The 20,376-nt window shown below is 69.2% G+C and carries 22 protein-coding genes; 13 read left to right on the top strand and 9 right to left on the bottom strand.

The genetic code is table 11. The features are described 5' to 3' along the window. Positions 1–127: 127 nt before the first annotated feature. Positions 128–799 (bottom strand): DUF4328 domain-containing protein, encoded by a 672-nt coding sequence (locus AC1U89_RS04310; protein ID WP_479898495.1) that lies wholly within the window; start codon positions 797–799, stop codon positions 128–130. Between the two features lie 100 nt (positions 800–899). Here AC1U89_RS04310 and AC1U89_RS04315 point away from each other — a divergent pair, with 100 nt between their 5' ends. The 6 genes from AC1U89_RS04315 to AC1U89_RS04340 all read left to right on the top strand — a co-directional run bounded on the left by AC1U89_RS04315 (position 900) and on the right by AC1U89_RS04340 (position 6,717). Next, a complete protein-coding gene (locus AC1U89_RS04315) occupies positions 900–2,039 on the top strand; it encodes an aminotransferase class I/II-fold pyridoxal phosphate-dependent enzyme (protein ID WP_479898496.1) in 1,140 nt (379 codons plus the stop codon). A 15-nt stretch (positions 2,040–2,054) separates the two neighbouring features. Then, a complete protein-coding gene (locus AC1U89_RS04320) occupies positions 2,055–2,657 on the top strand; it encodes a glutathione S-transferase family protein (protein WP_479898497.1) in 603 nt (200 codons plus the stop codon). A 136-nt stretch (positions 2,658–2,793) separates the two neighbouring features. Continuing rightward, on the top strand, positions 2,794–3,798 hold the full coding sequence (locus AC1U89_RS04325; RefSeq protein ID WP_479898498.1) for an aldo/keto reductase: 1,005 nt from the start codon (positions 2,794–2,796) through the stop codon (positions 3,796–3,798). Positions 3,799–3,971: 173 nt separating this feature from the next. Beyond that, a complete protein-coding gene (locus AC1U89_RS04330; RefSeq protein ID WP_479898499.1) occupies positions 3,972–4,991 on the top strand; it encodes a mechanosensitive ion channel family protein in 1,020 nt (339 codons plus the stop codon). Between the two features lie 318 nt (positions 4,992–5,309). Beyond that, positions 5,310–6,359, top strand: coding sequence for an HpcH/HpaI aldolase/citrate lyase family protein (locus AC1U89_RS04335; RefSeq protein WP_479898500.1), 1,050 nt, complete (start codon positions 5,310–5,312; stop codon positions 6,357–6,359). A gap of 25 nt (positions 6,360–6,384) precedes the next feature. After that, positions 6,385–6,717, top strand: a complete 333-nt coding sequence (locus AC1U89_RS04340; protein WP_479898501.1) for a hypothetical protein — start codon at positions 6,385–6,387, stop codon at positions 6,715–6,717. 17 nt (positions 6,718–6,734) lie between these two features. Here AC1U89_RS04340 and AC1U89_RS04345 read toward each other — a convergent pair whose 3' ends face one another. Next, positions 6,735–7,151, bottom strand: coding sequence for an OsmC family protein (locus AC1U89_RS04345; RefSeq protein ID WP_479898502.1), 417 nt, complete (start codon positions 7,149–7,151; stop codon positions 6,735–6,737). A 73-nt stretch (positions 7,152–7,224) separates the two neighbouring features. Then, the gene (locus AC1U89_RS04350; protein ID WP_479898503.1) at positions 7,225–7,425 is read right to left on the bottom strand and encodes a hypothetical protein; all 201 of its coding nucleotides are present in this window, start codon (positions 7,423–7,425) and stop codon (positions 7,225–7,227) included. 395 nt (positions 7,426–7,820) lie between these two features. Here AC1U89_RS04350 and AC1U89_RS04355 point away from each other — a divergent pair, with 395 nt between their 5' ends. From AC1U89_RS04355 to AC1U89_RS04375, 5 genes are all read left to right on the top strand, one after another. Beyond that, entirely contained in the window at positions 7,821–8,783 is a 963-nt protein-coding gene (locus tag AC1U89_RS04355; protein ID WP_479898504.1) for an acetyl-CoA carboxylase carboxyltransferase subunit alpha, read from the top strand. 154 nt (positions 8,784–8,937) lie between these two features. Beyond that, positions 8,938–9,372, top strand: a complete 435-nt coding sequence (locus AC1U89_RS04360) for a carboxymuconolactone decarboxylase family protein (RefSeq protein ID WP_479898505.1) — start codon at positions 8,938–8,940, stop codon at positions 9,370–9,372. Between the two features lie 221 nt (positions 9,373–9,593). Next, positions 9,594–10,571: an NAD(P)H-dependent flavin oxidoreductase gene (locus AC1U89_RS04365; RefSeq protein WP_479898506.1), complete on the top strand. Its 978-nt coding sequence runs from the start codon at positions 9,594–9,596 to the stop codon at positions 10,569–10,571. 316 nt (positions 10,572–10,887) lie between these two features. Further along, positions 10,888–13,125 (top strand): putative bifunctional diguanylate cyclase/phosphodiesterase, encoded by a 2,238-nt coding sequence (locus AC1U89_RS04370; RefSeq protein WP_479898507.1) that lies wholly within the window; start codon positions 10,888–10,890, stop codon positions 13,123–13,125. Positions 13,126–13,260: 135 nt separating this feature from the next. Next, positions 13,261–13,695 carry a recombinase family protein gene (locus tag AC1U89_RS04375; protein WP_479898508.1) on the top strand — a complete coding sequence of 145 codons (435 nt, stop codon included), beginning with the start codon at positions 13,261–13,263 and terminating at the stop codon, positions 13,693–13,695. Positions 13,696–13,720: 25 nt separating this feature from the next. On the opposite strand, the gene AC1U89_RS04380 is transcribed toward AC1U89_RS04375, so the two are convergent. Continuing rightward, on the bottom strand, positions 13,721–14,476 hold the full coding sequence (locus AC1U89_RS04380) for an SDR family oxidoreductase (protein WP_479898509.1): 756 nt from the start codon (positions 14,474–14,476) through the stop codon (positions 13,721–13,723). A gap of 114 nt (positions 14,477–14,590) precedes the next feature. Here AC1U89_RS04380 and AC1U89_RS04385 point away from each other — a divergent pair, with 114 nt between their 5' ends. Further along, the gene (locus AC1U89_RS04385) at positions 14,591–15,493 is read left to right on the top strand and encodes a LysR substrate-binding domain-containing protein (RefSeq protein WP_479898510.1); all 903 of its coding nucleotides are present in this window, start codon (positions 14,591–14,593) and stop codon (positions 15,491–15,493) included. On the opposite strand, the gene AC1U89_RS04390 is transcribed toward AC1U89_RS04385, so the two are convergent. The 5 genes from AC1U89_RS04390 to AC1U89_RS04410 form a co-directional block, all read right to left on the bottom strand. Beyond that, entirely contained in the window at positions 15,490–16,512 is a 1,023-nt protein-coding gene (locus AC1U89_RS04390; RefSeq protein WP_479898511.1) for a beta-eliminating lyase-related protein, read from the bottom strand. The genes AC1U89_RS04385 and AC1U89_RS04390 overlap by 4 nt on opposite strands. Before the next feature lie 7 nt (positions 16,513–16,519). After that, on the bottom strand, positions 16,520–16,930 hold the full coding sequence (locus AC1U89_RS04395) for a GFA family protein (RefSeq protein ID WP_479898512.1): 411 nt from the start codon (positions 16,928–16,930) through the stop codon (positions 16,520–16,522). 253 nt (positions 16,931–17,183) lie between these two features. Further along, complete coding sequence (locus AC1U89_RS04400; protein WP_479898514.1) at positions 17,184–18,287, bottom strand: Zn-dependent alcohol dehydrogenase; 1,104 nt, start codon at positions 18,285–18,287, stop codon at positions 17,184–17,186. A gap of 85 nt (positions 18,288–18,372) precedes the next feature. Further along, a complete protein-coding gene (locus AC1U89_RS04405; protein ID WP_479898515.1) occupies positions 18,373–19,008 on the bottom strand; it encodes a lysozyme inhibitor LprI family protein in 636 nt (211 codons plus the stop codon). Between the two features lie 81 nt (positions 19,009–19,089). Further along, positions 19,090–19,560 (bottom strand): chemotaxis protein CheW, encoded by a 471-nt coding sequence (locus AC1U89_RS04410; RefSeq protein ID WP_479898517.1) that lies wholly within the window; start codon positions 19,558–19,560, stop codon positions 19,090–19,092. Between the two features lie 227 nt (positions 19,561–19,787). Between AC1U89_RS04410 and AC1U89_RS04415 the strand changes: the two genes are divergently transcribed. Continuing rightward, entirely contained in the window at positions 19,788–20,177 is a 390-nt protein-coding gene (locus tag AC1U89_RS04415) for a hypothetical protein (protein ID WP_479898518.1), read from the top strand. Positions 20,178–20,376: the final 199 nt, after the last annotated feature.

A 20,376-nucleotide genomic window follows, 5' to 3' on the forward strand; every position in this document is an offset into this window, starting at 1 on the left:
GCAGCCGGGGACCAGGATCGGGGCGCCCTGGGGGTAGGCGGGCATGGCGAGGCTCCTCGTCGTGGACGATGGAGCCTCGCGCGGGAAGCGTCCGGAGGCGATGACCTCGGAGGTAAAGGCCGGCGGGCTAGTCGAAGGCGACGGTGCTCAGGGCCGTGATCTGGCGCTGGGTCAGCTGGCGCACCAGCATGAGCGAGGTGATCGAACTGGCGATGACGGTCGCCATGGTCCCGACCGTCAGGAACGCGGCCATCGACTGGCCGCCGGCGGTCTCGGTCCTGGCGGCGACGCCGCTGGCCAGGCCGACGAAGTTGGTCGCCAGGAACAGGCCCCACCATACGCGCAGCAGGGCCGGCGTATCCCGCGAACGCCAGCGGGTGGGGTCGGTGCTGATGTTCCAGGTCTTCTCCAGGCCCTCGAACGGTTTGACCAGGGAGGCGATGGGCACGAAGAACCAACCGACGGCCCAGGCGGGCGACATGTCGAAGCTGGGCGCCAGGACGTGGGCGTTGCGGTTGGTGCGGTGGACCCACATCAGGAACAGCACCAGATAGAGCGGCAGCGAGAACAGATAGACGATCGCCGACAGGCCGAAGCTCAGGATGAAGGCGGGCGACTCGCTGCCCAGATAGTCGGCCGGCAGGCTCGCGTCCGGATCCAGTCCGAGCAGATAGCTCAGCTGCCAGACGGTGGTCGCGCCGTAGGCGGCCGCGCCGACCAGGTGGACCCAGAGGCCGAAGGCCGCGCCCTTGGCGCGGCGGGTCGGGCTCTTGGACGTGTAGATCTTCTTCTTCGTCACGGACGGTCCCCCCGGTTCCTGGCCGACCGAGCTAGACCATTTGCCCGGCGCCGACAACGCCGCCGTTGCCGCCCCCGCCGCCGCGCACTAGTTACGCTGCATGGCCGCTTCCGACATCGAACCCTTCCACGCCATCGCCATCAGCCGTCTGGCCCACCAGATGAAGGCGGAGGGGCGGTCGATCATCCACATGGAGTTCGGCCAGCCGTCGACGGGCGCGCCCCAGGCGGCCATCGCCAAGGCCCACCACGTGCTGGACACCGACGGCATGGGCTATTGGGAGAGCCCGCTGCTGAAGGCGGCGATCGCCAAGCGCTACGCCGACCTGGACGGCGTGAGCGTCGATCCCGAGCGGATCATCCTGACCTGCGGCGCCTCGCCGGCCCTGGTGCTGGCCCTGGCCTCGAACTTCCAACCCGGCGACCGCGTCGCCCTGGCCCGGCCGGGCTATGTGGCCTACCGCAACACGCTGAAGGCCCTGAACCTGGAGCCGGTCGAGATCGCCTGCGGGGCCGAGAGCCGCTTCCAGCTGACCGCCGCCCACCTGGCCGCCATCGAGCCCGCCCCGGCTGGGGTGATCATCGCCAGCCCGGCCAATCCGACCGGCACCATCATTCCCGCCGCCGAGTTGGAGGCCATCGCGCAGGTCTGCCGCGCGCGCGGCATCCGGGTGGTCTCCGACGAGATCTATCACGGCCTCAGCTACGGCGAGCCGGCCCGCTCGATGCTGGCCTTCGAGCCCAACGCCCTGATCGTCAACAGCTTCTCCAAGTACTTCAGCATGGCCGCCTGGCGGCTGGGCTGGGTGGTCGTGCCGCCGGACCAGGTCCAGCGGGCCCGGGCCTTCATGGGCAACCTCTTCCTGACCCCGCCCTCGCTGAGCCAGCACGCGGGCCTGGTCGCCATGGACTGCCTGGACGAGCTGGAAGGCCACCTGGACGTCTACCGCGCCAACCGCGCCCTGCTGCTGGACGCCCTGCCGGCCCTGGGCCTGGGCTCGATCGCCCCGCCGGACGGGGCTTTCTACATCTACGCCGACATCGGCCACCTGACCGACGACAGCCTGGCCTTCTGCGAGCGGCTGCTGCGCGACACGGGCGTGGCCACCGCCCCCGGCGTCGACTTCGACCCGGTCGACGGCCGGCGGTTCATCCGCTTCAGCTTCGCGGTGTCGACGGCGGAGGTGGAGGAGGCGCTGCGGCGGATCACGCCCTGGTTCGCCGCGCGCGCCGCGGCCTAGCGAAGAGGATCGACCATGCGACTGATCGGGATGCTGGACTCGCCGTACGTCCGCCGCGTGGCCATCTCGGCCCGCCTGCTGGGCCTGCCGTTCGAGCACGAGGCGGTGTCGGTGTTCCGCCATTACGACACCTTCGCGGCGATCAATCCCGTCGTGAAGGCGCCGACCCTGGTGACCGACGACGGCGTGGTGCTGATGGACTCCGGCCTGATCCTCGAGCACCTGGAGCGCCTGGCCGGGCGGAGCCTGGGCCCGGCCGACCTGGCCGACCACGCGCGCGCCCAGCGGATCCTGGGCCTGGCCCTGGCCGCCAGCGAGAAGACCGTCTCGCTGGTCTACGAATTCAACCTGCGTCCCGAAGACAAGCAGCACGGGCCGTGGGTCGAGCGGGTGCGCGGGCAGCTGGCGGAAGCCTGGCGCCTGCTGGAGGCAGAGGTCGCCGCGCCGCCGCCGGGCTTCGAGGGCTCCCAGGCCTGGGTGACCTGCGCGGTGGTCTGGACCTTCGCGATCCGCACCCTGCCGGGCTCGATCGACGCGGCGACCTGCCCGGCCCTCGCGGCGCTGACGGAGCAGGCCGAGACCACGCCGGCCTTCCTGGCGACGCCGTTCGACGGATAGGTTTGCTCGATCCGGCAAACCTCTTGCCCATTCCTGCGTCGTCGATTTCGCGCTCTTATCGTCGGGTCCTGAGGTCCCCATCTTCCCCCGTGGAAGGCGGGCCTTCCCACGCGACACTCAAGATCAGGAGCTCCTCATGAAGACGCGCAAACTCGGCGACGGGCTGGAAGTCTCGGCCATCGGTCTCGGCTGCATGGGGATGGGCCAGGTCTACGGCACGGCGCTGGACAAGGCCGACGCCTTCAAGGTGCTGGCCCGGGCGGTGGACCTGGGCGTGACCTTCTTCGACACCGCCGAGGTCTACGGCCCCTATCTGAACGAGGTGCTGGTCGGCGAGGGCCTCAAGCCGTTCCGCGGCAAGGTGGTGATCGCCACCAAGTTCGGCTTCGACATCGCACCGGAAGGCTCGGGCGAGGGCTTCTCGCGCATGCGCGGCACCGACAGCCGTCCCGAGCACATCCGCGAGGTCGCCGAGGCCTCGCTCAAGCGCCTGGGCGTCGAGGTGATCGACCTGCTGTACCAGCACCGCGTCGACCCCAACGTGCCGATCGAGGACGTGGCCGGCACGGTCAAGGACCTGATCGCCGAGGGTAAGGTCAAGCACTTCGGCCTGTCCGAGGCCGGTCCCGAAACCATCCGCCGGGCCCACGCCGTCCAGCCGGTGGCGGCCCTGCAGAGCGAGTATTCGCTGTGGTTCCGCGAGCTGGAGGCCGACACCCTGCCGGTGCTGCGCGAGCTGGGGATCGGCCTGGTGCCCTACAGCCCGCTGGGCCGCGGCTTCCTGACCGGCGCGATCAAGGCCGACGCGCCGCTGGGCGACAACGACTTCCGCCGCGCCCTGCCGCGCTTCCAGGGCGAGGCCATGGCCAAGAACCTGTCGCTGGTCGAGGCCCTGACGGCGATCGCCGCCGACAAGGGGGTCACCCCGGCCCAGCTGGCCCTGGCCTGGATCCTCCACCAGGGTCCTGACATCGCCCCGATCCCCGGCACGACCAAGATCGGCCGGCTGGAAGAGAACGTCGGCGCGGTGGACGTGGCCCTGTCGAGCGAGGACCTGGCGAGGATCGCCGCGGCCGTGCCGGAGACGGCCGTCGAGGGCGAGCGCTACACGCCGGCGGGCCTGGCGATGGTGGGGCGGTAAGAGTCCGACCGGGGACATGCCCTTGTGGCGTGTCCCCAAGTCTCGCGCCGCATCTGTTGGGGACACGCCGCAAGGGCATGTCCCCAGCTCATGCGGGCTCCGCCAGGGCCGCCGCTGAGCCGAGGGTTTCAGGGGGTTGATCCCCGCCGTTCGGCGCCCCCACACTCCGCCCCATGTCGCCCATCCCCTTCACCCGCCCCGACGAGATCGAGCTGGTCAAGCTGGGCAAGACCACGATCACCCTGGGCGGGGTGGCCGCCGCGATCGTGATCGTGGTGGCGTCGGTCTACCTGTCGCGCTTCGTGGCGTCGGGCCTGCGTCGGCTGCGCGAGCGGTCCGTGGTCGGGGCGCCGTCGCTGTACATCGTCGAGCGCCTCAGCAACTACGGCCTGCGGATCATCGGCCTGCTGATCGCCCTGTCGGTGATGGGCGTGAACCTGACGTCACTGGCGGTGTTCGCCGGGGCTCTGGGCGTGGGCGCGGGCCTGGGCCTGCAGGGGCTGGTCAAGGACTTCGCCTCGGGCATCTCGCTGATGTTCGAGCGCCTGGTGGCGGTGGGCGACTTCGTCGAGTTGCAGAACGGTTCGCGCGGCGTGGTGCACGAGATCGGGCCCCGCTCGACCCGTATCCGCACCAACGACAGCACCGACGTGATCGTGCCCAACTCGGTGCTGGTCAACGAGCAGGTGATCAACTGGACCCTGCATCACACCAGCCGCCGCATCCGCGTGCCGTTCGTCACCGCCTTCGGGGTCGACAAGGAGAAGGTGCGCGAGGCGGTGCTGAAAGCGGCCCATTCGGTGTCGTTCACCGCGCCGGACGACGCCACGCGCAAGGCCCAGGTCTGGCTGGTGGGCTGGGGCGAGTCGACGCTGAAGTTCGAACTGGTGGTCTGGCCCACGGTCGACTCGGTGCGCCGGCCGGCGGCGATCTTCGCGGCCTATACCTGGGCTATCGACGACGCCCTGCGCGGGGCCGGGATCGAGATCCCCTATCCGCAGCGCGACCTGCGCCTGCGCGGGGTGTTCKGCGAGGAGGGCGATGACGCCCGCGCCGCCCTGCGGCTGGAGCCCCGCGCCGGCCGCAAGGCCAAGGCCAAGGCCGCCCCCTCGCAGAACGACGCCGCCGAGGACCTCAAGCGCGAGGACCCCGAGGAACCGCCGCTGCCGACGCAGGGGCCGCCGCCGAAGTGATCCCCCTCTCTCATAGAGAGAGAGAGGGGCCCGCCGCGAAGCGGTGGGAGGGTGAGTGGTYACAATTTCTCAGGATCTATCTCAGACGAAGACGAGGTCTGTCGGCGGTCGCACGCGGTGGAGGTCTGAACGCCTTTGCGATGCTCAAAAGTCCTAGCTTTGCCTGCCAACGGTGAAACCTCTCACCCTCCCACCGCCTGCGGCGGCGGGCCCCTCCCTCTCTCAAAAGAGAGAGGGGTTTCGCGACTTGACCCCGTTTCCGCGTCGCCGCAGTCTTCTCGCAACTGCGAAATAAGAAAAGAACCAGGGACGCGCGCCATGAAGACCCCGCGAGGCTTTTTCAAACCCCTGGCGATCGGGGCCCCCGCGCCCTGGCGCGAGCCGCCGGCCCGCGTCGAGCGCATGATCCATTTCGTGCCGCCGCACCTGGACAAGGTGCGCRCCAAGGTCCCCGAGATCGCCCCCACCGTCGACGTGATCCTGGCCAACCTCGAGGACGCCATCCCCGCCGACGCCAAGGGCGCGGCCCTGGCCGGGGCGATCGCCATGGCCCGCGAGACCGACTTCAAGGCGCTGGGCGTGGGCCTGTGGGTGCGGATCAACTGCCTGAACTCGCTCTGGCACCTGGACGAGGTGGCGACCCTGGTCGAGAAGGCCGGCGACCGCATCGACGTGATCATGGTCCCCAAGGTCGAGGGGCCGTGGGATATCTTCTACATGGATCAGCTGCTGGCCTCGCTGGAGGCCAAGCACGGGGTGACCCGGCCGATCCTGCTGCACGCCATCCTCGAGACGGCGGAAGGCGTGATGAATGTCGAGCAGATCGCCGGGGCCAGCTCGCGCATGCAGGGCATCAGCCTGGGCCCCGCCGACCTGGCCGCCAGCCGCGCCATGAAGACCACCCGCGTGGGCGGCGGCCATCCGGGTTATCGGGTGATCGAGGACCCGCACGCCGACGGGAGCCCCCGCGTCTCGGTGCAGCAGGACCTGTGGCACTACACCTTCGCCAAGATGGTCGACGCCTGCGCCGCCCACGGCATCAAGCCGTTCTACGGCCCGTTCGGGGCCATCGACGACCCGGTGGCCTGCGAGCAGCAGTTCCGCAACGCCTTCCTGATGGGCTGCGCCGGGGCCTGGAGCCTGCACCCCAGCCAGATCGAGATCGCCAAGCGCGTGTTCTCGCCGGCTCCCGACGAGGTGGCCTTCGCCAAGCGGATCCTGGAGGCCATGCCCGACGGGACCGGGGTGGCCATGCTGGACGGCAAGATGCAGGACGACGCGACCTGGAAGCAGGCCAAGGTCATGGTCGACTGCGCCCGGCAGATCGCGGCGAAGGACGCGGAGTACGCGGGGCTCTATGGGTTCTGATCGAGATGGAGCGAGCCCGGGTCTGTTGCGCCGGCTGCATGCGCGCGGGCTCGAAGGCGGCGAATGGTTCGGGCTGTTCTTCGCCGGCGGGCTGTTCGCGGGACCCACCGGGTTCAATCTCGCCCAGCTCCTGCTGCACGGGCGGCTCTATGTCATCGTGCGACACGCCGACAACTACTGGGCCTATTGGCGCACCGACGCGGGCGCGATCCTCCAGCACGGTCTTTGGACCCTGGTCATCTTCGCGTTCAGCGGCCTGGCCCTCGCCACGGCGCTGATCTATCCGGTGCTGATCCTGCTGTGGGGAAGGACGACGCCGGGTTATGTCCGGTTGCCGCCTTTGAGCATCAAGGACTAGGCGCCGCCCAAGGGGCGCTAAGCCGCCGTCGTCACCACCCGCGACCCCGCCACCAGCATTTTGTGCACGGGGCATGCCTCGGCGATCTCCATCAGCCGGGCGCGCTGGGCGTCGTCCAGGTCGCCGTGCAGGGTGATCACGCGGTCGAAGACGTCGGCCGGCAGCCAGCCGGGCTCGCGCCGCCAGGTGACCTCGACATGCACCGCGCCCAGGGGCCAGGCCTTGCGCTTGGCGTAGAGCCGCAGCGTCTGGGTGGTGCAGGCCGCCAGGCCCGCGGCGACCAGGTCGTGGGGATTGGGGCCGAGGTCCAGTCCGCCGTCGGCCGGCGTCAGGTCGCCCATGAACCGGACGGGGCCGGCGGTGATGAGGATCTGCACGCCGCCATGGCCGCTGTCGTCGGCGATSGCGGAGGGGCGGGCGGGGACGTCGGTCATGAAGCGGACTCCGGCGAAGCGAGTCCTGGACTATAGCGCGTCGAGACGGCGACGCTTGTCGCTTCGTACGGCCCTAGGCCGCGGCCACGTGGTGCGAGGTCACTTCGAACAGGCGGGTGGCGCCGCGCCAGACCTCGACGGTGTCGCAGCCGCGATGGACGCCGACCAGCTGTTCGGCGCGACGGCGGGCGGCCTGATCGTCCTGGCAAGGGGTGACGTCGAAACGCGGCACCGAGCCGTCCGACTCGACACAGAAGAAGGTGAACACCTGCATGGGAACATCCGTTCGCATCAGGCGGGACCGGGTCCATATTCGATGGGCGGGGCCGCGGGCGTCGGCTGTTTTCTGAGCCGACCAAAGGGATATAGGTGAGAATCCGGCCGTTAACCAGAGCGCCCGGGTTTCAATACAGGACTCTCCACAGGACTCTCACGAAGTCGAATCCCTGAGACTCGCAAGGGTTCCTGGCGAGTCATGGTGTCGCTGCGACGACGAGTCGCAGGGCCAGGCTTCGCGAACCCTTCGTAGAGCGCCATTGAGTCGGGCTTGAGTCCCGTCCGAGGCGAGGTTTGGCGATTTCGCGGCCATGACCCGCCAAAAGCGGTTCCGTTTTCGGTTATCGCGCTCTAGGTTCGCCACCTTTCCGCAACGGCGACGTTAAGAGACCCATGGCCGCGCATTATCTCGACTTCGAGCGACCCATCGCCGATCTGGAAAGCAAGATCGAGGAGCTGTCGCGGCTCTCCGAGACGGCCGGTCCTGGCGCGTTCGAGACCGAGATCAAGGCCTTGCGCGACCGCGCCCAGCAACTCCGCAAGGAAGCTTATGCGGGCCTGGACGCCTGGCAGAAGACCATGGTCGCCCGCCATCCCGAGCGCCCGCACCTGAAGGACTACGTGGCCGGCCTGATCGACGAGTTCGTCGAGTTGCGCGGCGACCGCAAGTTCGCCGACGACCAGGCGATCGTCGGCGGCCTGGGCCGTTTCCGGGGCGTCCCGGTGGTCGTGATGGGCCACGAGAAGGGCCACGACACCACCACCCGCCTGAAGCACAATTTCGGCATGGCCCGCCCCGAGGGCTACCGCAAGGCCGTGCGCCTGATGGACATGGCCGAACGGTTCAACCTGCCAGTCATCACCTTCGTCGACACCGCCGGCGCCTATCCGGGCCTGGGCGCAGAGGAGCGCGGCCAGGCCGAGGCCATCGCCCGCTCGACCGAGCGCGGCCTGGTGCTGGAGACCCCGATGGTCGCCACCATCGTCGGCGAAGGCGGCAGCGGCGGCGCCATCGCCCTGGCCGGCGCCAACAAGGTTCTGATCCTGGAGCACTCGATCTATTCGGTGATCTCGCCGGAAGGCGCGGCCTCGATCCTGTGGCGCGACGGCGCCCGGGCCAAGGACGCGGCCACCAACATGAAGATCACCGCCCAGGACCTGATCCAGCTGAAGATCGTCGACCGCATCGTCGACGAGCCGGCCGGCGGGGCCCACTCCGACCCGGCCGCGGCCATCGAAGCCGTCGGCGACGCGGTCGAGGACGAGCTGAAGAAGCTGATGCGCCTGTCGCCCGCCGAGCTGAAGAAGCAGCGGGCCGAGCGCTTCTACGCCATCGGCCGCGAAGGCCTGCAGTAACTCTAGATCACCGCTCATCCCGGCGTTCGCCGGGATGAGCGGATCAAGGGGCGCGCCCGTCCCTGAAAATTTCTGGCGAGCCATGTCACGTTTCCCCACCTGACCTCGTCTTGTCCTCGAAGCCCCGCGATGGGGTCGCCAAGAGGACAAGACCATGACCGCCGAAACCGCGCCCTTCCGCCACGACCTGAACGTTCCCGAGATCTACAAGGCCTTCATCGCCGCCGAGAACGCGGTGGTGGCGTCGGGCGTCGACAAGCACCTGCTGCACCTGATCAAGCTGCGCGTCTCGCAGCTGAACGGCTGCGCCTTCTGCGTGAAGATGCACTCGAAGGAAGCCCGCGACGACGGCGAGACCAACGAGCGGCTGGACCGCCTGGTGGTCTGGGAGCACGTCAGCGACTTCACCGCCAAGGAGAAGGCCGTCCTGGCCTGGGCCGAGGCCCTGACTCAGCTGCCGACCCACAAGGAGCTGGCCCCGCTGCGCGCCGCCCTGCGCGAGCACTACACCGACGCCGAGGCCAGCGCCGTCACGGCGGTGATCGCCATGATCAACCTGTGGAACCGCCTGGGCGTGTCGGTGCACTAACGGCAGTTCGACGAGGCCCTCCCCCTGTGGGGGAGGTGTCGCCGAAGGCGACGGTGGGGGGAGTGATCGGCAGGCAGCCCGAGCTTGGATCGAACGAGCCTATAACTCCCCCCACCGGTCCTTCGGACCGCCTCCCCCCAACAGGGGGAGGAACTTCAGGGCTTGCCTGCCCTAACGGTCACCCCGCCATACTCTCTCAAAACATCGAGGGAGAGGCGTCCGTGGCCATCAAGACCCGTTTCACCGAGCTGTTCGGCGTCGAGCACCCGATCGCCCAGGGCGGCATGCAGTGGGTAGGCACCGCGCCCCTGGTCAGCGCCGTGGCCAACGCCGGGGCCCTCGGCTTCCTGACCGCCCTGACCCAGCCCACGCCCGAGGCGCTCTCCAAGGAGATCGCCCGCACCCGCGAGCTGACCGACAAGCCGTTCGGCGTGAACCTGACCATCCTGCCGGCCATCAAGCCGCCGCCCTACGCCGAGTACCGCGCGGCGATCATCGAGGCGGGGATCAAGATCGTCGAGACCGCCGGCTACAAGCCCCAGGAGCATGTCGACGAGCTGAAGGCCCACGGGGTCAAGGTGATCCATAAATGCACCGCCGTCCGCCACGCCCTGAGCGCCGAGCGGATGGGCGTGGACGCCATCAGCATCGACGGCTTCGAATGCGCCGGCCATCCGGGCGAGGACGACATCCCCGGCCTGATCCTGATCCCCGTGGCGGCCGAGAAGGTGAAGATCCCGATGATCGCCTCGGGCGGCTTCGGCGACGCGCGTGGCCTGGTGGCGGCCCTGGCCCTGGGCGCCGACGGCGTCAACATGGGCACCCGCTTCTGCGCCACCCAGGAGGCCCCGATCCACGACAACTTCAAGCAGCAGATGGTCGCCAACGACGAGCGCGCCACCGACCTGATCTTCCGCACCCTGCACAACACCGCCCGGGTGGCCAAGAACGCGATCAGCCAGCAGGTCGTGGCCATCGAACGGGCCGGCGGCGCCAAGTTCGAGGACGTGGCCGACCTGGTGAAGGGCGCGCGCGGCCGCGAGGGCCTGATCAGCGGCGACACGGACCACGGCGTCTGGTCGGCCGGCATGGTCCAGGGCCTGATCCACGACGTGCCGACCGTGCGCGAACTGATCGACCGGATCATGGGCGAGGCCGAGGACCTGATCCGCGGGCGGCTGGCGGGGATGGTCGGGTAGGCTCGGGAACACCCCCATTTCAACCGTCATTCCGGGCCTTGCGCCCGGAACCCCTCTGTCCGCCGCAGGTGCGGATGTGTGGCGCGCCTGCGCGCCAAGGCGCTTCACGTACGAGCTGAACAAGGGGTCCCGGGCACAAGGCCCGGGATGACGGTTTTGGGTGGGGTAAGGGCGTTTGGGCAGTCACGGTAAACGCCCCGGCAAGCACTGTGACAGCACCGCGAAGTTTTCGTGAAATAGCAGCGCTTCAGGACCAGGATTAGCCAGTCGTTAGGCCAGAAATGGTCCTTCCGGCCCCGAGTAATTGGGGTCTTACATGTTCACGTTGCGAGACACGGTTTCGTCGCTGGCGCCGGCCCGGGCCGACGACCTGGGCAAGACGCTGTACGAGCGTTTCCGCGAGGAGCCCGACACCCTGATCGTGCCCGTCCTGGACGCCGAGGACCGGCCGATCGGCCTGGTCGAACGCAACGCCTTCTTCCTGCGCATGGCCGCCGAATACGGCCGCGCCCTCTACGCCCTGCGGCCGATCTCGGTGCTGATGGACAACGACCCCCTGGTCGTCGAGGCTGATGTCGAGCTGGCGGCCTTCACCAGCGACAGCCTGTCGTACCGCGCCAGCGACCTGTTGCGCGGTTTCATCGTCACCGACGGCGGGCGCTATATCGGCGTGGGCACGGTGCTGGGGCTGCTGCAGGCGGCCAACGAGACCAACCGCCGGGGCGTCGAGGCCCTGGCCGCCGCCAAGACCGATCAGGAACGCGCCCATACCTTCATGACCGCCGTGGTCGAGGCCATCCCCTCGATGGTGTTCGTCAAGCGGGCCGACGATCATTCGTATGTGCTGCTGAACCGGGCCGGCGAGAAGATCCTGGGCCACAGCCGCGCCGACATGGTCGGCCGCACCGACGCCGACTTCTACCCGCCCGAGCAGGCCGCCATCTATCGCCAGCGCGACGCCGAGGTCGCCGCCTCCGGCGAGGTGCGGGTGATCGAGGAGGACCTGGTGCCGCGCAAGGACGGCAGCACGGCCCTGCTGCGGACCAAGAAGATCGCCATCCCCGGTCCGGACGGCGCGGCGGAGTACATCCTGGCGGTCTCGGAAGACATCGCCGAGCGCAAGCGGGCCGAGGCCCAGATCGCCCGCCTGGCGCACTATGATCCGCTCACGGACCTTCCCAACCGCCTGCTGTTCCAGAAGGACCTGTCGGCGGCCCTGTCGCGCGCCGCGCGGCGCGAGGACCTGGTGGCGGTGCACTGCATCGACCTGGACCGCTTCAAAACCGTCAACGACACCCTGGGCCACCCGATCGGCGACGCCCTGCTCAAGACCGCCGCTGAGCGCCTGCGGGCCTGCGTGCGCGAGGGCGACACCATCGCGCGCCTGGGCGGCGACGAGTTCGCGGTGGTCCAGTGCGGCCTGACCGACCTTTCCGGCGCCACCCGACTGGCCGGCCGCATCGTCGAGGCCCTGGCCGAGACCTTCGAGCTGCAGGGCCACCAGGTGATGATCGGCGGCAGCGTGGGGGTGGCCGTGTCGCCCAACGACGGGTCCGACAGCGATGAACTGCTGAAGAAGGCCGACATGGCCCTCTACCGCGCCAAGGCCGACGGCAAGGGCGCGTTCCACTTCTTCGAGCGGGCCATGGACGAGGCCCTTCAGGCCCGCCGGGCCCTGGAGCTGGACCTGCGCCTGGCCCTGGCCGAGGGCCAGTTCGAGCTGCACTACCAGCCGCTGTTCAACCTAGGGGCCGACAAGGTGACCGGTTGCGAGGCCCTGCTGCGCTGGCGCCATCCCGTGCGGGGCATGGTCTCGCCGGCCGACTTCATCCCGCTGGCCGAGGAGATCGGCCTGATCAATCCGCTGGGTGAGTGGGTGCTGCGCGAGGCCTGCCGTGAGGCGGCCGGCTGGCCCGACCACGTGCGCCTGGCCGTCAACCTGTCGCCGGCCCAGTTCCGCGACAAGCACCTGGTGACCACCGTGGTCTCGGCCCTCGCGGCCTCGGGCCTGGCCGCCGAACGGCTGGAGCTGGAGATCACCGAGTCGGTGCTGCTGCAGGATACCGCCGGCAACATGTCGATCCTGCACGACCTGAAGGCCCTGGGCGTGCGCATCTCTATGGACGACTTCGGCACCGGCTATTCGTCGCTGAGCTATCTGCGCAGCTTCCCGTTCGACAAGATCAAGATCGACCAGACCTTCGTCCGCGACATCCTCGACGACGCCGACGCCCTGGCGATCATCAAGGCCGTGCTGGACCTGGGCGCCAGCCTGGGCATCACGACCACGGCCGAGGGCGTGGAGTCGGTGGAGCAGCTGGACGAGCTGCGCCGCCAGGGCTGCGGCGAGATCCAGGGCTATTTCATCAGCCGACCCAAGCCGGCGGCCGAGATCGCGGCGATGCTGGGGGTCACCGTCCGGGGCGGTGACAAGGCGCCCGTGATCACCTTCTCCCATGGTGAGAAGGAGGGGCCCGCGATGAAGTCGTGGGAGGATGAGGGAGTGGCGAGTCCGACGGAGAGCCGGCAGGGTGGGAAAACGGGAACGGTGTAACCCCTCGCCCTCCCACCGCTGCGCGGCGGATCCCTCCCTCTCCCTCTGGGAGAGGGTTTCGGAGATATCCCCCACCTTTCCGCGCGTCGCCCCTAGGCGCCCGGCGCGATCTTCGTCACACACCGGCCCATGCGCATGGTCGGCTATCTCAGAGTTCCGCCCGTCAGGGGCGTGGTGATCGACGGGCCGTCGTCGCAGCGGCTGTTCGAGGCCGGCTGCGACCAGCTGTTCCACGACCGTTGCTACGGCCTGGCCGTGCACAAGCCGGGCCTGGACCAGGCCCTGGCCGTGCTCAAGCCCGGCGACGTGCTGGCGGTCATCAACCTGCACGCCTTCGCGGCCCACCTGGTCGACCTGCTGGAAGTGCTGGCGCGGTTCGAGGCGGCCGGCGTTCACCTGCTGACCCTGGCCGAGGGCATCGACACCCGCGCCCCCGGCGGCTTCTTCACCGCCTGCGCCCAGCTGGCCGCCTTCCACGATCAACGGCGCGCCGTGCGGACCATGGAAGAGAAGATCGTGCGGGAAGGGCCGCGGCGATCGGAGGCGTCGAGCGCGGCGGAGGAAGCCTGAGGCGGGCCGCCTCCGCGCCGGCCCGCTAGACCTGGGCCAGGCCGCCGTCCACGGCCAGTTCCGAGCCCGCCATGAAGGCCGAGTCGTCCGAGGCCAGGAACAGCACCGCCTTGGCGATCTCGCTCGGCGCGGCGACCCGGCCGATCGGCGTCTGGCCCGCCAGGTAGTCCAGCAGGGCCTGCTGCTGGGCGGGATCGGAACCGGCCAGCTCGACCAGGCCCGGCGTCTTGACGGGGCCGGGGCTGACGACATTGACTCGGATGCCCCGATCCTTGAGGTCGAGGGTCCAACTGCGGGCCAGGTTGCGCACCGCCGCCTTGGACGCGCTGTAGACGCTGAAGGCCGCCGTGCCGGTGCTGGCCGTGGTCGAGCCCGTCAGGATCACGCTGGCCCCGTCGCGCAGCAGCGGCAGGGCCTTCTGCACCGTGAAGATCACGCCCTTCACGTTGCGGCCGAAAATGTCCTCGTAGTGTTCCTCGGTGATCGCGCCCAGGGGCAGCATGTCGCCGCCGCCGGCGTTGGCGAACAGGGCGTCGATCTGKGCGTGGCGCTGCTGGACCGCGTCATATAGCCGGTCGATGTCGGCCAGCTTGGACATGTCGGCCTGGACGCCCACCGTCTTGCCGCCGATCGCCTTCACCGCCGCGTCCAGCTCGGCCTGGCGGCGGCCGGTGATGAACACCGCGGCGCCTTCGGCCGCGAACTGGCGGGCGGTCTCCAGGCCGATCCCGCTGGTGCCGCCGGTCACCACCACCACTTTGTTTTCGAACTTGCCGCTCATCTGAAACTCTCCTTGCCGACGAACCGTTCGTCGTAACGGAAGAGATGCATCTGGAACGATGAGGCGGGTAGTCGGTTGCTGTGGTACTTAGCGTTCCAAATCTGGGACGATCTTATGCCCGACCTGAACGACTACCTGCTCTACGCCGCCGTGGTGACCCATGGCGGTTTCGCCCCGGCCGGCCGTGCGCTGCGTCAGCCGAAGTCCACCCTGAGCCGGCGGATCGCGGCGCTCGAGGCGCGGCTGGGCGTGCGGTTGATCGAGCGCACCACGCGCCGATTCCGGGTGACCGAGGTGGGCCAGGCCTTCTACGAGCGCTGTCGCATCGTGGCCCTGGACGTCGAGCAGGCCGACGCCGTCGCCGCCGAGGCCAAGAGCGAGCCGCACGGCGTCATCCGCTTCAGCTGCCCCACGGGCCTGATCGAGACCCTGTCGGCGACCTTTCCGCAATTCCTCGCGCGGTTCCCGAAGGTTCGGCTGCAGGTGATCGCGGTGGACCGGGCCGTGGACCTGATCGACGAGCGGATCGACGTCGCTCTGCGGGTGCGCACCACCCTGACGACCGACGCGGCCCTGACCATGCGCACCCTGGGCCGGTCGTCCCGCATCCTGGTGGCCGGCCCGCAGATGGCGGCGCGCTGCGACGGGCTGGCGGTGGAGGAGATCGCCGGCCTGCCCACCCTCAGCCCCACCGACCAGCCGGGCGAGATCGTCTGGGAGCTGTCCGGTCCGGACGGCGAGGTCCGCCAGGTCCGCCACGAGCCGCGCATGACCTGCGGCGACTTCCTGGCCCTGCGCGACGCCGCGGCCGCCAACGCCGGGATCGCGTTCCTGCCGGACCATGTCTGCCGGGGCGACCTGATCAGCGGCCGTCTGGTGCGGGTGTTTCCGGAGTGGCGGTCGCAGGACGGCATCGTCCACCTGGTGTTCACCACCCGGCGCGGCCTGCCGCCCGCCGTGCGGGCGCTCATCGACCACCTGGCCGCCGTCTTCAGCCGCGACCGGCCGGTCGGCTAGGCGATCTGCGCGAGCGCCTCGCCCAGCTCCTCGACCATCTCCGGCGTCGTGGCCCACGAACACATGAAGCGCGCCGTGCCGTCCAGGAAGCGGTAGACGAACCAGCCCTTGGCGCGCAGGCGCTCCAGGGCCGCGTCGTCCATGTCGACGAACAGGCCGTTGGCCTCGACCGGGTGGCGCAGGGGGAAGGGCATCAGGGCCGCCAGTTTCCGCGCCATGGCGTTGGCGTGGGCCGCGCGGGCCGCCCAAGGGCCGCCGTCATTGCCTTCGCCCAGCAGGCCCAGCCACGGGGCGGCCAGGAACCGGCCCTTGGAAACCAGCTGGCCGGCGTGCTTGAGGCGGGCGTCCAGGCGCTTGCCCAGAGCCTTGTCCAGGAACACCACGGCCTCGGTCGGGGTCGAGCCGGCCTTGGTGCCGCCGATCACCAGGATGTCGACGCCGATCTTCGCCACGCGCTTCAGGTCGAAGCCCGCCGCCACGGCGTTGGCCAGGCGCGCGCCGTCCAGGTGCACGCCGTAGCCCTTGGCCTTCACCGGCGCGATCAGGGCGGCCAGGTCGTCGGCGGAATAGACCGTGCCGTACTCGGTGGCGTTGGTCAGGGACAGGGCGGCGGCCGGCTGGCGGTACGAGACGTCGGGCTCGTTCAGGGCCAGGTCCAGCCCTGGCAGGGCGATCTTGCCCGAGGCGCCGGCCAGGCCGATCAGGCCCACCCCCTGGCCGAAGAAACCCGGCGCGCCGGTCTCGTCGGTGCAGATGTGGGCGTGCTCGTGGGCCAGCACCGCCTCGTGCGGATGGGCCAGGCAGGTCAGGGCGAAGGCGTTGGCCGCCGTGCCCGAGGCGGTGAACCGCACCTCGGCGTCGGCGTCCAGCAGGGCGCGGATGCGGTCGGCCGCCGCCGCGCTGACGTGGTCGGTCCCGTAGCCGGACGCCGTGCCCGCATTGGCGGCGACGATCGCCTCGATGACTTCCGGCATGGCGCCGGCGACGTTGTCGGAGGCGAAGTCGTAACGGGCGGCCATGCAGTCCTCAGCGCGGCGGATTTTCCGGGAAGGCCATGCGGCCAGGCTCGATGCGATGCCACGGCTGGGCCTCGCTCGTCCAGAGATGGATGGCCGGTTCCAGGATCGACGGATCGTCCAGGCTGCCGGCCTTGACCGGATAGAAGGGCAGGACCGCGCCTTCCGACCACAGGGGCGAGCCGCAGTCGGCGCAGAACACCTGGTTGACGTCGGCGCCGCTGCCGCCCTTGCGGGCGTACTGCTTCGGCTGGCCCTTGGTGACCTTGAAGCCGTCCTTGGGCGCCAGGGCCACCGAATTGGGCCCGCCGCCGGTCGAGTACTGGCACTGCCGGCAATGGCAGACGCCCGAACCCATCAGCTCGCTGGTGATCTCGTAGCGGATCGCGCCGCACTGGCAGCCGCCTTGGAGGGTGGTCATGGTGTTCGCTCCCTGGATGGCCGGCCTCGACGGGCCGTTGAGGGAGAGAGTGCACGAACTTGGCGAGTTGCTCTATCGCCCCTTCTACGCCGCCATCCCGGGCCTTGTGCCCGGGACCCCTCTGTCCGCCGCAAGCGCGGAAGGGGCGGTTCGCTGGCGAACCGCTTGCATCTCACGTGGAAGCTGAACCAGGGGTCCCGGGCACAAGGCCCGGGATGACGGCTGAAAGGTGAGACGATCGAATCTGAAGCTCTCAGTCAAACACGATCACCGACCGCGCCAGCTCCCCGCGCTTCAGCTCGTCGAAGGCCGAGTTGACCTCCTCCAGCTTGATCCGGCGTGAGATCAGTTCGTCCAGCTTCAGCTTGCCGGCCATGTAGGCGTCGACCAGGCGCGGCATGTCGACCGGGAAGCGGTTGGAGCCCATGTAGCTGCCCTGGATCCGGCGCTCACCCAGGAAGTCGACGCCGTGGAGCTCGATCTTGGTGCCGACCGGGATCATGCCGATCACATTGGCCGTGCCGCCCCGGCGCAGCATCTTGAACGAGGCTTCGGCGGTGGCCTTCAGGCCGATGGCTTCGAAGCTGTGCTGCACGCCGCCGCCGGTCAGCTCGACCACGGCCTTGGCCACGTCGTCGACGGCGCCGGCGTCGATCACGTCGGTGGCCCCGAAGGTCTTGGCCAGTTCCAGCTTGGCCGGCACCCGGTCGATGGCAATGATCCGGCCGGCGCCCGCGATGGCCGCTCCGTTGATCGTGGCCAGACCCACGCCGCCGCAGCCGATCACGGCCACCGTCTCGCCGGGGCGGACGTTGGAGGTGTGGACCACCGAACCGACGCCGGTCATCACCGAACAGCCGATCAGGGCGGCGCGGTCGAACGGCATGTCCTTGCGGATCGCCACGCACGCATGCTCGTGCACCAGCATCATCTCGGCGAACGACGACAGGTTCAGGAACTGGGCCATCTTGGTGTCGCCGGCTCCGGAGAGGTCCTCGCGGAACAGCCGGGGCTCCTCGCCCTTGCCGCGCTTGGTCTCGGGGCTGATGCAGAGGTTCATGTGCCCGGTCAGGCAGACCTCGCAGTGGCCGCAATAGGGGTTGAGGCAGGTGATCACGTGGTCGCCGACCTTGACGGTGCGGACCTCGGACCCGACCGCCTCGACGATCCCGGCGCTCTCGTGGCCCAGAACGGCGGGCAGGGGATGGGAGTAGGAGCCTTCGACGAAGTGCAGGTCGGAATGGCAGACGCCGGCGGCCTTGGTGCGGATCAGCACCTCGCGCGGGCCCGGCTTGCCGATCGAGACGTCCTCGATCGAGAGCGGCTTGCCCACTTCGCGCAGTACGGCGGCCTTCATCGGCGATCTCCCTTGTTGTTGCGAGAGACCCTAGCGGGATGGCGGGGGGCGAAGGAAGGGGTTATTCGAACAAATGTTTGGAGCGCTAGCGGTAGAGGCCGTCCAGGGTGATGTGCGCGCCGCAAGGGCAGTCGCCGATCTGGATCACGCGCCAGCCGCCCTTGGGCTCGCGCTGGAAATCGAAGCCGCTTTTGTCGAGGCCCCGATAGGTGCCGCGATCGCCGTCTAGTCGGACAAAGCCGATCGATCCGCCCGAAAAGACTATGCCTCGTTCGGAGTCCTTCACCCACTCCCTCCTCAATCGGAAAAACACCAAGCCGTCTCCCACKGGCAAAAGGTCCAATCGACCCTGGAAGTCCTTGTGGCTGGGCGGATCCCTTAGCGCGAAGCGCTGAGCGCCCCGTATGCGATAGTCGTCCGTTGAGAAGGGCGTCGCGATCCAGTCGATCCGCCTGTCGTACGCCCTAAGCAGACAGGCCCGATCACTGCATTTGTCCAGAACAGCGGGCCAATCCTGACCCTCTTGCGCTTGGTCGGCGTCGACGGGATCAATGGCCCGGAGATCGGCGTAGAGTCGGATCGACGCCTTGGCGCGCGCCAGCAATGCGGGATCGCCGCAGATCATGTGATCGATCTTGTTGGTCGGATGGATGCAAAAGTCGGGCAGGGGCAGGCCGCCGGCGCCATGGAGGGCCGCGGCGGCGATCAGGCTTGCGAACATGGGAAGGACCGCGCTGGAGTCAGGTCGACCAGCGGTATCAGCGGCGCGGGCTAAGCGCCACCGTTGGCGTGCGGAAAGGCCTTACGCCGCCAGCTGGATCTTGCGCTCGGGCAGGATGGCGTCGACGGCCAGCAGCACGATCATCGCCGCCTCGGTGGTGATGACCGCCGAGACCAGGGTCGAGGCGACGTCCTCGCCTAGCGGCGGGGGCGGGCTGATCGAGTCGGCCGGGACGATGAAGCTGTCGCAGACCGCGTCGACCAGCAGGCCGGCGACGTCGTCGTGGTGCTCGACCACGATGATCACCTGGCGGGCGCTGTCGGCGGCCACGCCCTTGCCCAGGCGTTCCGAGAGGTCGATGACCGGCATGACCTGGCCGCGCAGGTTGATCACGCCGCGCACATAGGGCGGGGCGTCGGGCAGCGGGGTGGCGGGGGTGACGCCGCGGATCTCGCGGACCGCGCCCACGGGCACGCAATAGGTCTGGGTTCCGACCTCGAACGACAGGATCTGCAGTTCCTGGCCGGCCGTGTAAGCCACGTTCCTGGACATCGGCGGGTCGCCTTCAAGCTTGTCGTCGCCCGTTCTGGGCGCCGTCTTGGCCTCACCMTCGCGCGGAAAGGTGAATAAATCCGCCTCGAATTCAACGATTTGAGTCCCAGGACGCCCGGCGAAGCTGACGGCCCCGTTCAGCCTGCGTTCAGCCGCCGGGGACGAGGATGGGTCCCAAGATGGAGACGGACCTGTCGGGACGCCTCTCCAGAGAGGACACGAGCGTCATGAACCGCAAACTGAAGACCATCATCGGCCGGACGACGGCCGGCGTCGCCGCCCTGGCCCTGGTGGCCGGCGCGACCGCCGCCTCGGCTCAAGGCTACCGCTACGGCGGCTACTACGGCCATGGCCACGGCCACCACGACAACGACGCGGGCGTCGCCATCGCCGCCGGCGTCGTCGGCCTGGCCCTGGGCGCGGCGATCGCGGGGAACCACAACGACCACTATCGCAGCGGCTACAGCTACGGCTACGCCCCGCCGCCGCCCCCGCCGCGCTACTACGGCGGCTACGCCCCGCGCCCGTACGGCTATGGCTACGGCCGCGACTGCTGGACCACGCGGGAGTACGATCCGTATCGCGACGCGGTCTATTCGCGGACGGTCTGCCGGTAACGGCTGATCGATCTGGAAACGAAGACGCCCCGGGTTCGCACCCGGGGCGTTTTGGTTTTTTGGGCTCCCCCATTTCCGCTCATCCCGGCGAATGCCGGGACCCAGATGGAATGGCGGTGTGGCTGACGCCAAGAACGCTGAGCTCTTCCAGCCCATCACCCAGCTATGGGATCTGGGTCCCGGCATTCGCCGGGATGAC

It is taken from the genome of Caulobacter sp. 05T431 (assembly GCF_056665975.1).

Excerpts from the sequence above, each read along its gene's own strand:
- AC1U89_RS04325 (WP_479898498.1), top strand. The coding sequence starts at position 2,794 with ATGAAGACGCGCAAACTCGGCGACGGGCTGGAAGTCTCGGCCATCGGT.
- AC1U89_RS04395 (WP_479898512.1), bottom strand. The coding sequence starts at position 16,930 with ATGACCACCCTCCAAGGCGGCTGCCAGTGCGGCGCGATCCGCTACGAG.
- AC1U89_RS04400 (WP_479898514.1), bottom strand. The coding sequence starts at position 18,287 with ATGAAGGCCGCCGTACTGCGCGAAGTGGGCAAGCCGCTCTCGATCGAG.
- AC1U89_RS04415 (WP_479898518.1), top strand. The coding sequence starts at position 19,788 with ATGAACCGCAAACTGAAGACCATCATCGGCCGGACGACGGCCGGCGTC.
- AC1U89_RS04355 (WP_479898504.1), top strand. The coding sequence starts at position 7,821 with ATGGCCGCGCATTATCTCGACTTCGAGCGACCCATCGCCGATCTGGAA.
- AC1U89_RS04390 (WP_479898511.1), bottom strand. The coding sequence starts at position 16,512 with ATGGCCGCCCGTTACGACTTCGCCTCCGACAACGTCGCCGGCGCCATG.
- AC1U89_RS04385 (WP_479898510.1), top strand. The coding sequence starts at position 14,591 with ATGCCCGACCTGAACGACTACCTGCTCTACGCCGCCGTGGTGACCCAT.
- AC1U89_RS04350 (WP_479898503.1), bottom strand. The coding sequence starts at position 7,425 with ATGCAGGTGTTCACCTTCTTCTGTGTCGAGTCGGACGGCTCGGTGCCG.
- AC1U89_RS04315 (WP_479898496.1), top strand. The coding sequence starts at position 900 with ATGGCCGCTTCCGACATCGAACCCTTCCACGCCATCGCCATCAGCCGT.
- AC1U89_RS04360 (WP_479898505.1), top strand. The coding sequence starts at position 8,938 with ATGACCGCCGAAACCGCGCCCTTCCGCCACGACCTGAACGTTCCCGAG.
- AC1U89_RS04375 (WP_479898508.1), top strand. The coding sequence starts at position 13,261 with ATGGTCGGCTATCTCAGAGTTCCGCCCGTCAGGGGCGTGGTGATCGAC.
- AC1U89_RS04320 (WP_479898497.1), top strand. The coding sequence starts at position 2,055 with ATGCGACTGATCGGGATGCTGGACTCGCCGTACGTCCGCCGCGTGGCC.
- AC1U89_RS04410 (WP_479898517.1), bottom strand. The coding sequence starts at position 19,560 with ATGTCCAGGAACGTGGCTTACACGGCCGGCCAGGAACTGCAGATCCTG.
- AC1U89_RS04370 (WP_479898507.1), top strand. The coding sequence starts at position 10,888 with ATGTTCACGTTGCGAGACACGGTTTCGTCGCTGGCGCCGGCCCGGGCC.